This is a genomic window from Acidisoma sibiricum (assembly GCF_057837225.1).
In genome coordinates this window covers 1,953,884-1,968,406 of sequence record NZ_CM174445.1, presented here as the reverse complement: position 1 = coordinate 1,968,406, position 14,523 = coordinate 1,953,884, and the positions used below count along the sequence as shown (strand labels likewise).

General features: G+C 65.7%; 16 protein-coding genes. 13 read left to right on the top strand and 3 right to left on the bottom strand.

Translation table 11 applies throughout. From position 1 onward, the window contains the following. Window positions 1-21: 21 nt before the first annotated feature. The 7 genes from AC3G7M_RS09370 (at window position 22) to ureG (ending at window position 5,131) form a co-directional block, all read left to right on the top strand. The gene (locus AC3G7M_RS09370) at window positions 22-897 is read left to right on the top strand and encodes an urease accessory protein UreD (RefSeq protein ID WP_489211519.1); all 876 of its coding nucleotides are present in this window, start codon (window positions 22-24) and stop codon (window positions 895-897) included. A gap of 13 nt (window positions 898-910) precedes the next feature. Further along, the gene (locus AC3G7M_RS09365; RefSeq protein WP_489211518.1) at window positions 911-1,213 is read left to right on the top strand and encodes an urease subunit gamma; all 303 of its coding nucleotides are present in this window, start codon (window positions 911-913) and stop codon (window positions 1,211-1,213) included. A 12-nt stretch (window positions 1,214-1,225) separates the two neighbouring features. Further along, on the top strand, window positions 1,226-1,537 hold the full coding sequence (locus AC3G7M_RS09360; RefSeq protein ID WP_489211517.1) for an urease subunit beta: 312 nt from the start codon (window positions 1,226-1,228) through the stop codon (window positions 1,535-1,537). Window positions 1,538-1,540: 3 nt separating this feature from the next. Next, window positions 1,541-3,247: an urease subunit alpha gene (gene ureC, locus AC3G7M_RS09355; RefSeq protein ID WP_489211516.1), complete on the top strand. Its 1,707-nt coding sequence runs from the start codon at window positions 1,541-1,543 to the stop codon at window positions 3,245-3,247. 78 nt (window positions 3,248-3,325) lie between these two features. Beyond that, window positions 3,326-3,835, top strand: a complete 510-nt coding sequence (locus tag AC3G7M_RS09350; protein WP_489211515.1) for an urease accessory protein UreE — start codon at window positions 3,326-3,328, stop codon at window positions 3,833-3,835. Beyond that, window positions 3,747-4,508 carry an urease accessory protein UreF gene (locus AC3G7M_RS09345; RefSeq protein WP_489211514.1) on the top strand — a complete coding sequence of 254 codons (762 nt, stop codon included), beginning with the start codon at window positions 3,747-3,749 and terminating at the stop codon, window positions 4,506-4,508. Before AC3G7M_RS09350 ends, AC3G7M_RS09345 begins: the two co-directional genes overlap by 89 nt. Next, window positions 4,505-5,131 carry an urease accessory protein UreG gene (ureG, locus tag AC3G7M_RS09340; RefSeq protein WP_489211513.1) on the top strand — a complete coding sequence of 209 codons (627 nt, stop codon included), beginning with the start codon at window positions 4,505-4,507 and terminating at the stop codon, window positions 5,129-5,131. Before AC3G7M_RS09345 ends, ureG begins: the two co-directional genes overlap by 4 nt. A gap of 133 nt (window positions 5,132-5,264) precedes the next feature. On the opposite strand, the gene AC3G7M_RS09335 is transcribed toward ureG, so the two are convergent. Next, the gene (locus AC3G7M_RS09335; RefSeq protein ID WP_489215910.1) at window positions 5,265-7,244 is read right to left on the bottom strand and encodes a primary-amine oxidase; all 1,980 of its coding nucleotides are present in this window, start codon (window positions 7,242-7,244) and stop codon (window positions 5,265-5,267) included. A gap of 233 nt (window positions 7,245-7,477) precedes the next feature. Here AC3G7M_RS09335 and AC3G7M_RS09330 point away from each other — a divergent pair, with 233 nt between their 5' ends. Genes AC3G7M_RS09330 through AC3G7M_RS09315 form a run of 4 tightly spaced genes read left to right on the top strand, consistent with a single transcriptional unit; the run spans window position 7,478 to window position 10,103 of the window. Next, window positions 7,478-8,548, top strand: a complete 1,071-nt coding sequence (locus tag AC3G7M_RS09330) for an AraC family transcriptional regulator (RefSeq protein ID WP_489215908.1) — start codon at window positions 7,478-7,480, stop codon at window positions 8,546-8,548. Then, window positions 8,545-9,225, top strand: a complete 681-nt coding sequence (locus AC3G7M_RS09325) for a hypothetical protein (RefSeq protein WP_489215906.1) — start codon at window positions 8,545-8,547, stop codon at window positions 9,223-9,225. Before AC3G7M_RS09330 ends, AC3G7M_RS09325 begins: the two co-directional genes overlap by 4 nt. A 31-nt stretch (window positions 9,226-9,256) precedes the next feature. Then, entirely contained in the window at window positions 9,257-9,622 is a 366-nt protein-coding gene (locus AC3G7M_RS09320; protein ID WP_489215905.1) for a cupin domain-containing protein, read from the top strand. Further along, window positions 9,615-10,103 carry a GNAT family N-acetyltransferase gene (locus tag AC3G7M_RS09315; RefSeq protein ID WP_489215903.1) on the top strand — a complete coding sequence of 163 codons (489 nt, stop codon included), beginning with the start codon at window positions 9,615-9,617 and terminating at the stop codon, window positions 10,101-10,103. The genes AC3G7M_RS09320 and AC3G7M_RS09315 overlap by 8 nt, the downstream gene beginning before the upstream one ends. A gap of 23 nt (window positions 10,104-10,126) precedes the next feature. Here the strand turns inward: AC3G7M_RS09315 and AC3G7M_RS09310 are convergent, their stop codons facing one another. Together AC3G7M_RS09310 and AC3G7M_RS09305 are read right to left on the bottom strand one after the other, a co-directional pair. Then, the gene (locus AC3G7M_RS09310; protein ID WP_489215901.1) at window positions 10,127-11,578 is read right to left on the bottom strand and encodes a sensor domain-containing diguanylate cyclase; all 1,452 of its coding nucleotides are present in this window, start codon (window positions 11,576-11,578) and stop codon (window positions 10,127-10,129) included. Window positions 11,579-11,860: 282 nt separating this feature from the next. Continuing rightward, on the bottom strand, window positions 11,861-12,199 hold the full coding sequence (locus AC3G7M_RS09305) for a TIGR02300 family protein (RefSeq protein ID WP_489215899.1): 339 nt from the start codon (window positions 12,197-12,199) through the stop codon (window positions 11,861-11,863). Between the two features lie 114 nt (window positions 12,200-12,313). Here AC3G7M_RS09305 and aroA point away from each other — a divergent pair, with 114 nt between their 5' ends. Together aroA and cmk are read left to right on the top strand one after the other, a co-directional pair. After that, window positions 12,314-13,675: a 3-phosphoshikimate 1-carboxyvinyltransferase gene (aroA, locus tag AC3G7M_RS09300; protein WP_489215897.1), complete on the top strand. Its 1,362-nt coding sequence runs from the start codon at window positions 12,314-12,316 to the stop codon at window positions 13,673-13,675. Beyond that, the gene (cmk, locus tag AC3G7M_RS09295) at window positions 13,672-14,328 is read left to right on the top strand and encodes a (d)CMP kinase (protein ID WP_489215895.1); all 657 of its coding nucleotides are present in this window, start codon (window positions 13,672-13,674) and stop codon (window positions 14,326-14,328) included. Before aroA ends, cmk begins: the two co-directional genes overlap by 4 nt. The last annotated feature ends 195 nt before the right edge of the window (window positions 14,329-14,523 follow it).

Sequence of the window (14,523 nt, the reverse complement as noted above, 5' to 3'; positions counted from 1 at the left end):
TGCCAGAGAAGGAGTATGGACATGCCGAGCGACGTGACGCCCACCCTGGATGCACCCATCATCGCCCCCCGTTCCCAGCGCGCCTATGGCCGCGTACGTGTCGCCTTTGTCCGCCGGGGTGAGGCGAGCGTGCTCTCCGTCCTGCGCCAGGAGGGCTGTTTCAAGGCGCGACAGCCGCGACCGGAGCCCGGCGCCATCCCTGAAACCGTGCTGCTCAATACCTCCGGCGGCATTACCGGCGGCGATGATCTGGCAGCCAGGATCGAAGCCGGCCCTGGCGCCCATTTCGTGGTCACCACCCAGGCAGCGGAACGCTATTACCGGGCGAGCCCGGCCTCCCCGCCCGCCACCATACGCTCTGACCTGACGGCGGCCCCAGGCGCGCTGCTGGAATGGCTGCCGCAGGAGACCATTTTGTTCGACCGTTGCCGGGTGGACCGCACGCTCTCGGTGGATCTGGCCCCCGGCGCCCGTTTCCTGGGCGTTGAAAGCGTCATCTTCGGGCGGCAGGCGATGGGCGAGACGGTGCGGGAGATCAGCCTGCGCGACCGCATCATCATCCGCCAGGATGGCCGCCTGATCCTGCACGACGCGACGCGGCTGGAGGGTGAGGTCGGCATGCTGATGGGGCGCGCCAGCACTTTCGCCGATGCCCGCGCCATGGCGACGGTGGTTTTCGTCACGCCTGAGGCCGAACGCTTCGTGGAACCACTGCGGAGCCGCCTGGGCACCGGCCTGCTGCCCGATCATGCGCTGGAAGCCGGCGTCTCCGCCTGGAATGGCCTTGTTCTTGCGAGGATTCTGGCCCGAGATGGAACCGCGCTGCGCCGGGCCGTCATGACGATACTGGATATCCTGCGCGGCGGCGCGGCCCTGCCGCGCGTATGGCAATTGTAGAGGGAGGCTCCGGGTGAACCTGACGCCACGAGAAAAGGACAAGCTGCTGATCGCCATGGCGGCCAATGTGGCGCGCCGCCGGCTGGAACGCGGTGTGAAGCTGAACCATCCGGAAGCGGTCGCGCTGATTACCGATTTCGTGGTGGAGGGCGCGCGCGACGGCCGCACCGTCGCCGATCTGATGCAGGACGGCGCGCATGTGCTGACGCGCGAGCAGGTCATGGAAGGCATCCCCGAGATGATCCACGACGTGCAGGTGGAAGCGACCTTCCCCGACGGCACGAAGCTTGTGACCGTTCACCAGCCGATCCGCTGAAGGACAAAGATCATGATTCCCGGAGAGATCATCCCGGCCGCCGGCGATATCGAGCTGAATGCGGGCGCCGTGCCCATTACGCTGACGGTCGCCAATACCGGTGACCGGCCGGTGCAGGTCGGCAGTCACTACCACTTTGCCGAAACCAATCCCGGCCTTGCCTTCGACCGCGCTGCCGCGCGCGGCTACCGGCTGGATATCGCGGCCGGCACCGCCGTGCGCTTCGAGCCGGGACAGTCGCGCGAGGTGACGCTGATCCCCATTCGCGGCGCCCGCATCATTTACGGTTTCCGGGGCGATGTCTCCGGCCCCCTGGAGGCTTGATCCATGGCCCGCATGTCGAGACATGCCTATGCGCATATGTTTGGCCCTACCGTGGGAGACCGCGTGCGCCTGGCCGATACCGAGCTGTTCGTGGAAGTGGAGCGTGATTTTACAACCTATGGCGAGGAGGTAAAGTTCGGCGGCGGCAAGGTCATCCGCGACGGCATGGGCCAGAGCCAGGTGACGAATGCCGCGGGTGCGGCCGATACCGTCATCACCAATGCTTTGATCATCGACCATTGGGGCATCGTCAAAGCCGATGTCGCCATCAAGGGCGGGCGCATTGCGGGGATCGGCAAGGCCGGCAACCCGGACACGCAGCCGGGTGTCACGATCATCATCGGGCCGGGAACCGAAATCATTGCCGGCGAAGGGCGTATCCTGACGGCCGGTGGTTTCGACAGCCATATCCATTTCATCTGCCCGCAGCAGGTAGATGAAGCGCTGACCTCAGGCCTGACGACGATGCTGGGCGGCGGCACCGGCCCCGCCACCGGCACGGCGGCGACTACCTGCACGCCTGGCCCCTTCCACCTCGCGCGCATGCTGCAGGCGGCCGAGGGACTGCCGATGAACCTCGCCTTCGCGGGCAAGGGCAATGCGTCCCGCCCCGAGGCGTTGGAGGAGATGATCCGGGCTGGCGCCTGCGCGCTGAAGCTGCATGAGGATTGGGGCACGACGCCTGCGGCCATCGACAATTGCCTGACGGTTGCTGACCGCTTCGACGTGCAGGTGATGATCCATACGGATACGCTGAACGAAAGCGGCTTCGTCGAGGATTCCATCGCCGCCATCGGCGGGCGGACCATTCACGCCTATCACACCGAAGGCGCGGGCGGCGGCCATGCGCCGGACATCATCCGCGTCGCGGGCCTGCCGAATGTCATTCCGTCCTCCACCAACCCGACGCGGCCCTATACGCGCAATACGCTGGATGAGCATCTGGATATGCTCATGGTGTGTCATCATCTGGACCCGTCCATCCCCGAGGATATCGCCTTCGCCGAAAGCCGCATCCGGCGCGAAACGATCGCGGCCGAAGATATTCTGCACGACCTCGGCGCCTTCTCGATCATCAGTTCCGACAGCCAGGCGATGGGCCGCGTGGGTGAGGTCATTACCCGCACCTGGCAGACGGCGCATAAGATGAAGGTGCAGCGCGGCGCTTTGCCGGGCGATGGTGCGGCCGATAATAACCGGGTGAAGCGCTATATCGCTAAATACACCATCAATCCGGCCATCGCGCATGGCATTTCAGAGCATATCGGCTCGATCGAAATCGGCAAGCTCGCCGATCTTGTGCTGTGGACACCGGCTTTCTTCGGTGTAAAGCCGGATATGGTGCTGAAATCCGGCACCATCGCGACGGCGATGATGGGCGACCCCAATGCGTCCATCCCCACGCCGCAGCCGGTGCATTCCCGCCCGATGTTCGGTAGTTTCGGGCGGTCGCTCACCCTCTCCTCCGTGCTGTTCGTCTCGGGCGCGGCGCTGGACGCCGATATCGGGCGCACGCTCGGCCTGTCCCGCGAATTGCTGGCCGTAAGCAATACGCGCGGCGGCATCGGCAAGGCGAGCATGGTGCATAATGATGCGACGCCGCATATCGAGGTTGACCCGGAAACCTATGAGGTGCGGGCCGATGGTGTTCTTCTCACCTGCGAACCCGCGACCGAGCTGCCGATGGCGCAGCGGTATTTTCTGTTTTGATGGGCTCGCTTCCCCAGTCCCGTCATCCCCGGAACACGTCCGGGGATGACGCGGAGAGGGTGACTATGGAAAAGAAACATGCGCGCGACTGAACATCTGACTGCGGGCAGCTGGACTGTGACAGACGCGGCGGATGCCGTGCTGCTGGATCATGACCACCGGCACCGCCGCCGCTTTCTGCTCAAGACCGTCTCTGGCGCCGAATGCCTGCTCGATCTGCCGCAGGCGATCGCGCTGCGCCATGGCGACGGGCTGCGTCTGGAGGATGGCCGAATCCTCGCGGTGCAAGCCATGCCGGAACGCGTGCTGGACATCCATGCGCATGACGAAGACGCGCTGATGCGCATCGCCTGGCACCTCGGTAACCGCCATCTGCCGGTGCAGTTCCTGCCGGGCGAAATCCGCATCCGCTACGATCATGTCATTGCCGAGATGGTCGAACTGTTGGGCGGCCACGCGGAGGAGAATGAGGCGCCCTTTGACCCGGAATCCGGCGCCTATGCGCCTGGTACCGGCGCGGCCGGCCCAGGCGGCGGTCATCATCACCACCATGATGACGGCGAGCATGGCCACCACCACCATGACTAGCGCATCTCTATCCGACGACGGGTTTCTGAAGCTGCTGACCTGGCTGTCCCCCGCCTTCCCGACGGGCGGCTTCGCCTATAGCCACGGCATCGAATGGGCGGTGGAGACGGGCGATGCCAAGTCTACCGCCGGGATCGTCGCCTGGATTTGCGATATTCTGGAGGAAGGCAGCGGCCGGACCGATGCCATTCTGCTCCGCCAGGCCCATCGGGCCGTCAGAAACGGTGATGACGCGGCACTTGGCGAGATTGTGGAACTGGCAGCCGCGCTGCCCGGTTGCCGCGAGCGACATCTGGAAACCACGGCCCAGGGCAATGCCTTTCTGCTCGCGGCCGGCGCCTGGCCGCATCCTGTGCTGGCGCAACTGACCAGCGATGTCGCCTATCCCGTCGCGGTTGGCGCTGTCGCGGCGTCCCACGGCATCGCGGAGGATCGCGCGACGTTAGGCTTTCTGCACACATTCGCGGCGAACCTGGTCTCCTCCGCCGTGCGCATCATCCCGCTTGGCCAGCAGGCCGGCTTGCGCATTCTGGCCGCCCTGGAACCCGTGCTGGTCGCGGTCTGCGACAGCAGCCGCGATCTGACCCTGGACGACATCGGCAGCAGCGCCATCCGCGCCGATCTCGCCGCCATGCATCACGAAACGCAATATACGAGGTTGTTCCGCACATGAGTTCTTCGCCCCACGGCCCGCTTCGCGTGGGCATCGGTGGTCCGGTCGGCACCGGCAAAACCGCACTGATGGATGCGCTCTGCAAGCACTTGCGCGATGTGTACAATATCGCCGCCATCACCAACGACATCTACACCAAGGAAGACGCGGAGTTTCTGACCCGCGCCGGATCGCTGACGCCGGACCGCATCCTGGGCATCGAGACCGGCGGCTGCCCGCATACCGCGATCCGCGAGGATGCGTCCATCAATCTCGCCGGCGTCGCTGATCTCAACAAGCGCTTCCCCGGCCTCGATGTCATCCTGATCGAAAGCGGCGGCGACAATCTGGCGGCGACCTTCAGCCCGGAACTCGCCGATATCACCATCTATGTCATTGACGTCTCAGCCGGCGACAAGATACCGCGCAAGGGTGGACCGGGCATCACGCGCAGCGATCTGCTGGTCATCAACAAGATTGACCTTGCCCCCTACGTGGGTGCGAGCCTGGACGTGATGGACCGTGATTCGCGGAAAATGCGCGGCGAGCGGCCCTTCGTGTTCACCAATATCCGGGCCGGTCAGGGCGTGGCCGATATCGCCGCCTTCATCGAACGCCATGGCGGTCTGTCCCGCGCGGCGTAGAGTGTCTCAGGCCCGGTCCGAATTGCCCATACAACAACGTCATGCCCGCGAAAGCGGGCATCTTCCTGGACAACCGTAAGAAGATGCCCGCCTTCGCGGGCGTGACGGGGTTTTAGGGGTTTTCGTCCCCAAATTACGCGCAGCAGCTGCCTGTCGCCGTGCCATCGGTGCCCGCGCGATTATCGATGCTGTGGCGGTTCTGGTCGGGCGGCAGGTTCATGCCGATATTGGTCGCGAAGAAGCCGTTGGGCTTGAGCACGAAGCCCGCATATTCCACCGGCATGATGGGAAAGTCTTCCGGCTTGCAGATATGGGTATGGCCGAAGGAATGCCAGACCACGACATCGGTGTTTTCGATATTGCGGTTCTTGGCCACGTATTTCGGCAGGCCGTCGCCACCTGCATTGTTGTTGGGATAATCGCCCGATCCGTATTTCTCGGCCGGGTCGAATGCCGTGACCCAGATATGCTTGGTGGCGAACCCGCCGCGGGCGCGCACGTAAGACCCTTCCTGCGCGAGCATGACCGGCGTCGGCGTCACAACCAGCTTGTAGCCCGGCGCACGGCCGACGCTGTTCGTCTCATTCGGATTGCTGATCTTCCAATACCGGCCGGTGATGCCGTCGGCGATTTCCGGCGAGTCCAGTTCGTGTTTTAGCACACGCGCGGTTGCGTCGAACGCATTGCCATGCGGGTTGTTCTCGCCCCAGGGGCGCGGATGGAATTCATGGATGGAGACGCTGTTGGGGCCGCCGTCGATATCCATATGCAGGCGGGCATTGAAGAAATGCTGATGCATCGGGCCGCCCAGGTTTTCGCTGACCATGGTGCCTTCGGCCGTTGTCTCACCCGGTGCCACGGCATGGGTCTGGATGATGCCGGTGAGTTTCGCTTCCAGCTGGACCGTGCCGTCCTGATACAGATACCAGAAGAAGCCGTAATCATAATTGCCGACGGTCGCGAAGAAGCTGATGACCAGACGGCGCGAGCGTCGCACCTCGAAAATATCGTTGCGGAATTCATAATGCTTCCAGAGGATGCCGTAATCCTCCTCATGCATGCAGACGGCGTTCTTCATCACAAAAGGCTGGCCGAGATCGTCCGCCGCGGGGACGTCGAAATAGTGGATGAGCCCGAGACAGTCGCAGCCGAGTTCGAGCTTGTTCGCGAGACGCCCGAGGCCGTATTCGCCGCCATCGAAAGCGCTTTTCCAGTAGTGATTGCTGGACTGATCACCGTAGGGCACGACCATTTCGGTGACGCTGCCGCGGAACATCACCGGGCGCAGACGGTCACCGTCCTGAATGCCCAGTTCATGCAGCACGAGCCCTTCGCGCGGCGTGAAGCCGACGCGAAAGCTCCAGCCCTGCCAGCGGACATGATAGCCGTCGACGGAGAAGCTTGGGCCCTCGGGCTGCACAATATTGAGCGGCTTCACATCGGTGCGCGGCGTGGGGTACGCCTCCCGCCCGTAATTGTGCTTCTTGCGCGGAACAGGAATGGCTTTTTCATCATCAACGAGATCGACGACCTTGCCTGCCGTCAGATCGACCACCGCCACGACACCGTCGATCGGATGGGCATAGCCATTGTCGCGGATATCGCTGCGGTAGAAGGCGATGGCGCGGACGATGCGATGGCCCTTTTCAAAATCCCGCCCGAAATAGCCCGAGGAAAAGGGATCGACCTGGACCAGGTCGATATCGGCCTCCGTCAGGCCGCGGCGCAGCACCGCCGCGCGCCAGGCCGGATCAGCCTTGACCAGCTTTTCACAGATATCGAATTCTTCGAGCATGATCGGCGGCTGACCGTACGGTGCCTCCCCGGTCGGGATAATCTTATAGTCGGCGACCGTGCCGCTGGTGAGATCGACAATCGCTTCGGACACTTCCGCCGTGTTGAGGTCGATGGCGTTGATGAAGGCGAGACGCGCCAGCGGGACGCCGGCGCGCCAGCCAGCGAGATCGGCCTTGGTCGGCTCCTCCAGCCGGATGATGGGGAAGCGGTGCCGTGCATGCAGCCCCTGCGCCGTCTTCAGGATGGTGACCGCAGCGCCGATTTCATCAAGGCTGAGCAGATCGAGCGGGTGCGTGATCGAGACCGAGGCATCCATGGGCACTTATCCTCATTCCGGGGCAGATTGGGGACGTGAGCCCCCCGAGATCGTCGAACCTAAAGAGCGGGCGCCCTGGCCGGAATGATAGTCCGCGTCCCAGATTCGATAATGCGCGCCAGGATTGGCGCGGATTATAAAGGCGACGGCATGCGCCTTGCTTGATGGCTTGCAGGATGGGCAGGCCGTGACAGCATCTGCGCGGTCATCGGCACTTTGGGGAGGGCTTGGGAATGCGCGTGCCCGATCAGAAACCCGTCACCATGCCGCCACTCGCTGCGATCCGCGCGGCCGTGCCAGCCATGCTGATGCGCCTTCTGGAAGGCCAGGATGCACAGCTCAATCACTTGCTGAACCGCCAGGGTCTGCACCGCTCGCAATTGCAGGACCCTTACGATCTGGTGCCGATGGCCCGCTACGTCGCCCTTTTGGAAGATGCGGCCGCAGAGCTGAACCGGCCGCTGCTGGGCCTGCAGCTGGGCCTGGCGATGAAGCCGAACGATATCGGCGCCATCGGCATCCTGTTCTCGATCTCTGCGACACTTGGGGCGGCGTTCCGCCGCATGTCCCGCTTCCTGACCGCCATGCAGGGCAGCACCGCCTCCGGCCTGATGGAGGAGGGCGATGCGGTTGCCTGGGTCTATCAGCTGACGGATGCCAGATTGTGGCCGCGCCGCCAGGATGCCGAACTCACCTTTGGCGCCTCCTGCCAGCTTGCCCGACTGGGCTTCAGCGCGCGTTGGGCGCCACGCGAAGTGCATTTCGAGCATGGCGATACCGGCCACAAGGCTGCGCTTGAGAAGCTGTTCCGCGCGCCGGTGCTGTTCCACCAGCCGAGCAACCGCCTGATCATGAGCCGCGCCGATGCCGAGCGCGTCTACCGCGCCGAGGATGCGGGGCTCGTCGCTGTGCTGGAGCGGCATCTGGGGGACCTGATGCCCGCGCCCCATGACCCGGAGGAGACGCTGTGCCAGCAGGTGCGCGCGGCCATTACGCTGTGCCTGGGGCATCGGCCGGTGACCTTGCCCAGCGTCGCGGCCGAGCTTGGCCTATCGCCGCGCACCCTGCAGCGCCGGCTGGCGGAGGCTGGTACGAGCCTGCAGGCTCTGCTGCGCGAGCACCGCCAGAGGATGGCCGAGCGTCACCTCCAGAGCGGTGCGATGCCCTGCGCCCAGATTGCGGAGGCCCTGGGCTATGCCGACAGCACCGTGCTGTGGCGGGCGATGAAGGGCTGGACCGGACAATCGCCCCGCAGCCTGGCGCGCCTTCGCGGCGCGTCCGCGCCCCCGGTCGCGGGCAGATGACGACGGATCTGGCACGGATTATCGAATTCCTGGCGCCCCGCGCCATTCTGTCGCTTGGCCAGGGGCGCTTAGGCTGGCGCCGGATGATCACTCCCAGCCATTTTTTTGCGCGCGGGCCTATCCTCCGGCTTGGCGTCCCGATGGCCGCTGCCGGCGTGGTGGCGGCTGGCCTGACGCTGGCGGCGGCGCCTTTCGGCCTGTTCACCATGCCGCTGATGGCCGGCTGCGGCCCCGGCATGCTGCAGGCGAGCCTGGGTCTGGCGCTGCGCATGGCCGCAGGCATGGTGGTGATCGGCATTCTGACGGCGCGGCCGCGCCTGATCTGCTCCGGCCATGGCTGGATGATGCTGGCAGCCTGGGTGCTGGGCCTGACGGGTTTCGCGCTGGCCGACGGTCAGGCGGCGATGGCCGGCCTGGCGTTGGCCGATGCGCGGCTCGGCCTGCTGCTGAGCCTGGCCCCCCTCGCGGCGGGCCTGCTGGTCGCAGCCCTGGTGCCGCGCGGCCATCGACTATGTGTCGCGACTATGGTGATGATGACCCATGCCGGACTGATGACCTGGCCCTGGATGGCGGGCTGTGCCGTGCTGACGGCCTGGGCGGAGGGGCAGCGCCGCCGCGCCTGTGGCCTGCGCCGATCGCATCGCCCGCCGCTTTCTGTAACAAGTTTGGTCGCCTAGACTTCTCCCTCACCGAAGCGGAGGGCTTGCCATGGCTGACATGCTGAAGGCGTCCTTGAACACGCTGATGGCACGCCTGCCCGGGACCCCCGATGCCGTCTGGCCGGAGGGCGTGCCCTTCGCTGACGCGATGCGGCACGGCAGCATGTCGGTTGAGATCTTTGCCCCGCGCGGCACCGACCGGCAGGCACCGCATGAGCAGGACGAGCTTTACGTGGTCGTCAGCGGCCGGGCGGGCTTTGACCATAATGGCCATCTGACAGAGGCCGAGACCGGCGACGTGCTGTTCGTGCCGGCCGGCGATCCGCATTTCTTTTTCGATATGAGCGCAGATTTCGCGACCTGGGTGATTTTCTGGGGTCCCAAGGGCGGCGAGCGGACGGGCGGCCATGATTGACCATTTCGTACCGGCAACCCCAGGCGATCTTGACGAGGTCGTTGCGCTGACGCGCGCCGCCTATCAGCCCTATACGGAGATGCTGGGCGCCCCGCCGCTGCCCGTGACGACCGACTACACGCCGCGCATCGCGGCGGGCGAGGTCTGGCTCCTGCGGCGCCGCGACCCCGCCGCCGTGACGGGTCTGCTCGTCCTCGAACTGCATGAGGATCACGGCATGATCTACAGCGTCGCGGTCGCCCCAGGTTTTCAGGGGCAGGGCCATGGCGTGCGGTTGATCAAACATGCGGAAAATCTGGTACGCGATGCCGGCCATCGCGAAATCCGGCTTTATACGAACGCCCGGATGGAGCGTAACATCGCGCTGTATCAATCCCTGGGCTATCGGGAGACGGGACGCCGACCTAACCCGTACCGGCCCGGCTGGTTCATCGTCGACATGGCCAAGCCTTTGGCGACTGCGGCCATGCGGCGAAGCTGATAGCCGGCGCGACGCTGGGACGCTTATCCGACGCGCGGAGTGCCCAGACCGCGGACGCTCACATTGTTGCGGCCTGCGGCTTTACTTTCGTACAGGGCCGCATCCGCCGCAGCGAGCAGATCCTCCGCCTGGCCGCCCGGCCCTGGTTCGGCATAGCTGACGCCTGCGCTGACGGTCACGAAGAGGTTGCCCGGCAAATGATCTATGGCCAGGCCCTCGATCGCTGTGCGGATGGTTTCAGCGACCAGAAGCGCACCCGCCCGATCAGTATCAGGCAGCACGACCGCGAATTCCTCGCCACCGTAGCGGGCCGCAATATCACCCGGGCGGCGGATATTCGCGACGATGCAGTTGGCAATCGCCCGCAGCACCTGATCGCCCGCCTGATGGCCAAAGCGATCATTGTAGCGTTTGAAATGGTCGGCATCGAGCATGAGCAGGCTGATCGGACTTCCAGCGCGCCGACAGCGCCGCCACTCTCGGGCCAGGTTGTTATCGAAGCCACGCCGGTTGAGCAGACCGGTGAGCGCGTCGGTCTGCGCCAGTTCGGCCAACTGCGCATTGGCGGCCACAAGCTGCGCATCCACCAGCATCTTGCCACGGAGCTGCCGGCTGAGAACATGGGCCAGCAGCACCGGTGTGACCGAGAGCAGCACCATGGCGGAGACAATCACCGCCGCCAGGTAGTTCCAGCGAAAAAAGATATCCGCGGAGGAAACACCGACGACGACGACCAGCGGATATTCGCCGACTCTGCCCACCGAAATGCGGCGATAGACACCGTCGACATGGGAATGGCGCTGTGCGGTGAGGACCAAGCCGCGGGGCAATTTCTTGATAAAGGCGTCAGGGGGCAGGTGAGCGCCGAGCTTGTGGCCGCTGGCTGGGGCGCGCGCCAGCAGCACGCCGTCGCTGTCAACGAGGGCGATGGCCCCCCTGCGGCCCAGGGCAATGTGGTCGAAGACGGTCTGAATCCAGGAGAGGGGCAGAAGGGCGACCACCACGCGCGCGGGGCCGCAAACCGGCGAGGAACAATGCCGCAGCAAAGCGAGTTCCGGCTGACGGCCGGCGCCAGTCTGCACGGTGCCGACGCTCAGTCCCTGCACTCCGGCCGCCTGTGTGACAATAGCCGGCAGGAAGGCCGTGTATTGCGGGGTCAGCGCTGGCCGCGAACTGGCAATGACCTTGCCCGCTGCGTCCATGACGATGACATCACCGGTACTTTCGCGTTCGCCGATACCACCGAAGGGTTCGCTGCCGAGCGGCAGGAGCTGCCCCCGGCCAACCGATTGCAGATTGGCCATGACGTCGAGGAGCCGGGTATCGTCGCGGCCGATTTCGATCTGCACCGTCTGCTCGGCCAGGACCACAACATTGGCGGCCATTCTATCGGCCTGGCAAACGAGTTCCTGCCGACTTTCGATCAACACGCAGACGCAGCCCAGGATCAGAACCACGACCGTGGCCGTGCTCAATCCAATCACACGCCGGAAAGAGCGCAGCTCCGTCCCGGGCATAGTTTCGGGCGGCTTATCAGACATTGATGCGACGATCTCGGGATCGTGGCGCACCGCATGCGCCTGACCGCAAGCGGCTCTCACCACGGTCGGCGATGCCGATCACTCGGGGCGGTGGCTCATGCCCCGCCCACGCCGCGGCATGGGCGTACCCTGACCGCCCGTGGCCGTAACCGGCAATTGACACTGCGCGATCGACCGGCCTCCCTGATGGAAAGACACGGTCGATCGCCATGCGGATTAAATGTCGCGCTCGTCCGTGTCCTTCTCGACCTCGATCTCTGTCTCGATCGCGTCGTCGTCGTCGTCAAGATCGGTGCCGTCGTCGAGCACGTCGTCGTCCTCGACGATCTCCTCGACCTCCACGGCCTCGACATCGGCCTCCTCCTCCCGCGCGGCGACGACCGGCTTCTTCAAGCGCCGATCATCGACTGGCGTGCCGCCGCGCTTCAGGCGCGGCTGCTCGGGCGGCTGTTCGGTGCCGCATTTGGGACAGCTGGGCGTGGCGGCGCCCAAATCGTAGAAGCGTGTCCCGCAGGAGACGCAGGTGCGCTTGGTGCCTAATTCAGGCTTGACCATCGAGAGCCTCGTCAGGGTAGCCGGGGTTCGGAAAGGGGGCGGCCTTGCCATCCTCAGGCGCCGCTGTCAAACCCCGTTTCCTCGCATGAGCCCTACACGCGTCAAGAGAAGCCGATGGACCATTCCACAAAGACCGCCCACGGGGCAGCCCAACCGCTGACAAGCCGGCCCGGCAAGAGCCCGCTTGCGGGCCTGATCCGGGTGCCGGGTGACAAGTCGATTAGCCATCGGGCCTTGATGTTCGGGGCATTGGCCGAGGGCGAGACTCGCATCACGGGCCTGCTGGAAGGCGAGGATGTGCTGCGCACGGCGGATGCCATGCGCGCTTTGGGCGCTGAGGTGACCCAGCACGCGCCCGGGCAATGGCATGTCCGCGGCCAGGGCCGCGGCAAGCTGCAGGAGCCGAAGGATGTGCTCGACATGGGCAATTCCGGCACCGCGGCGCGGCTGATCTGCGGTATCCTGGCGAGCCACCCGATTTTCGCGGTGCTGACGGGCGACGGCAGTCTGCGCAGCCGGCCGATGAAGCGCGTCACCGATCCGCTGTCGGGCATCGGCGCTCGCTTTGCGAGTCGCGCCGGCGGGCGCCTGCCACTGGCCATTGAAGGCACGGGCGCGCCGACGCCGCTGCAGTACCGCCTGCCCGTCGCCTCGGCCCAGGTGAAGTCCGCCATTCTGCTCGCGGGCCTCAACGCCGAAGGCGAGACGGTGGTCGAGGAGACTGAGGCGACGCGCGACCATACCGAGAATATGCTCCGCCATTTCGGCGCGACCGTCGCGGTGGAGGTGCAGGGCCAGGGCCGCATCGTGCGCCTGACCGGACGCCCGACCCTGACGGCGGCCGATATCGTGGTGCCGGGCGACCCGTCTTCGGCTGCCTTCCCCATCATTGCGGCGCTGATCGTGCCGGGCTCTGCCGTGACCATCGAGAATGTCGGCCTCAACCCCCTGCGAACCGGCCTGTTCACCACCTTGCGGGAGATGGGCGCCGATCTGACGGTCGCGCATGAACGCGTGGAAGGTGGCGAGCCGGTGGGCGACCTCATTGTCCGCGCGGGCCCACTCAGGGCCGTGGACGTGCCGCGCAGCCGCGTGCCCAGCATGGTGGACGAATTTCCTGTCCTGGCCGTTGCTGCCGCTTTTGCGACCGGCACCAGCCGCTTCCGGGGCCTATCGGAACTCCGCGTCAAGGAAAGCGACCGCCTGGCGGCGACCGCCGCGCTGCTGACCGTCAACGGCATTCTGGTGGAGATCGAGGGCGACGACCTCATCATTTACGGCAGCGGCGGCCAGCCCCCGGCCGGTGGCGGCACGGTGGAGACGCATATGGACCACCGCATCGCCATGTCTGCGCTGGTTTTGGGCCTAGGGACGGCGGCGCCAGTGACGGTCGATGACGCTGCTTTCATCGAGACCAGTTTTCCGCATTTCGCCGATCTGATGCGCGGCCTGGGCGGGGATATCGTGGCTGCATGAGCGACGATCTGCATGATGCAGCCGGGCCGCTGACGGTCGCGATCGACGGACCCGCGGCCTCGGGCAAGGGCACGCTCGCGCGTCGCCTGGCCGTGGTACTGGGCCTGCCCCATCTCGATACCGGCCTGCTGTATCGTGCGACGGGGCGGCGGGTGCTGGATGCCGGAGCCGATCCGGCCGACGCCCTGGCCGCGACGGTCGCCGCCGAGCGCCTGACGCCCGCAGACTTGCAGCGCGGCGATCTCCGCGGCCCGGAGTCGGATGCCGCCTCCTCCAAAGTCGCCGGCCATCCCGGCGTGCGGGCCGCGTTACTCGACTTCCAGCGCCGGTTTGCGGCCCAGGGCGCCGTGCTGGACGGGCGCGATATCGGCACCGTGGTGCTGCCCCAGGCGACGGTGAAGCTCTTTGTGACCGCCGGGCTTGAGGTCCGCGCCCAGCGCCGGCACCAGGAACTGCTCGGCCGCGGCGGGGACGTGCCGGCGATCGACGTGATCCGGGCCGAGATGGCGGCGCGGGACGCGGCCGATCAAAACCGGGCCACCGCGCCGCTGCGCCCGGCCGATGATGCCACGATCCTGGATACCAGCGCGCTGACCGCCGATCAGGCCCTGGCGCGGGCGGAAGCCATCATTCGCTGGAAGCTGGGCGTCTGACGGCACCACGCCCGCAGCCACTGCAACGGCGATGCGCCCGCTTTCATGTGGCTTTTGCTTGACTTGCCCTGAACTCGGCGTATGTGTCCGCCCAAACCAGATGCGTCGCACAGCGCGTATCCGGCAGAGTTTCAACCGGCCCGCATGAAATGCGGGCAAGCCGTGTCGGCCGGGGATAGTCCCTTAGGCCCCGAT

Coding starts and splice junctions, on each gene's coding strand:
- aroA (WP_489215897.1), top strand. CDS start 12,314: ATGGACCATTCCACAAAGACCGCCCACGGGGCAGCCCAACCGCTGACA.
- AC3G7M_RS09320 (WP_489215905.1), top strand. CDS start 9,257: ATGGCTGACATGCTGAAGGCGTCCTTGAACACGCTGATGGCACGCCTG.
- AC3G7M_RS09360 (WP_489211517.1), top strand. CDS start 1,226: ATGATTCCCGGAGAGATCATCCCGGCCGCCGGCGATATCGAGCTGAAT.
- AC3G7M_RS09350 (WP_489211515.1), top strand. CDS start 3,326: ATGCGCGCGACTGAACATCTGACTGCGGGCAGCTGGACTGTGACAGAC.
- ureC (WP_489211516.1), top strand. CDS start 1,541: ATGGCCCGCATGTCGAGACATGCCTATGCGCATATGTTTGGCCCTACC.
- AC3G7M_RS09315 (WP_489215903.1), top strand. CDS start 9,615: ATGATTGACCATTTCGTACCGGCAACCCCAGGCGATCTTGACGAGGTC.
- AC3G7M_RS09325 (WP_489215906.1), top strand. CDS start 8,545: ATGACGACGGATCTGGCACGGATTATCGAATTCCTGGCGCCCCGCGCC.
- AC3G7M_RS09305 (WP_489215899.1), bottom strand. CDS start 12,199: ATGGTCAAGCCTGAATTAGGCACCAAGCGCACCTGCGTCTCCTGCGGG.
- AC3G7M_RS09345 (WP_489211514.1), top strand. CDS start 3,747: ATGCGCCTGGTACCGGCGCGGCCGGCCCAGGCGGCGGTCATCATCACC.
- cmk (WP_489215895.1), top strand. CDS start 13,672: ATGAGCGACGATCTGCATGATGCAGCCGGGCCGCTGACGGTCGCGATC.
- AC3G7M_RS09370 (WP_489211519.1), top strand. CDS start 22: ATGCCGAGCGACGTGACGCCCACCCTGGATGCACCCATCATCGCCCCC.
- ureG (WP_489211513.1), top strand. CDS start 4,505: ATGAGTTCTTCGCCCCACGGCCCGCTTCGCGTGGGCATCGGTGGTCCG.
- AC3G7M_RS09330 (WP_489215908.1), top strand. CDS start 7,478: ATGCGCGTGCCCGATCAGAAACCCGTCACCATGCCGCCACTCGCTGCG.
- AC3G7M_RS09335 (WP_489215910.1), bottom strand. CDS start 7,244: ATGGATGCCTCGGTCTCGATCACGCACCCGCTCGATCTGCTCAGCCTT.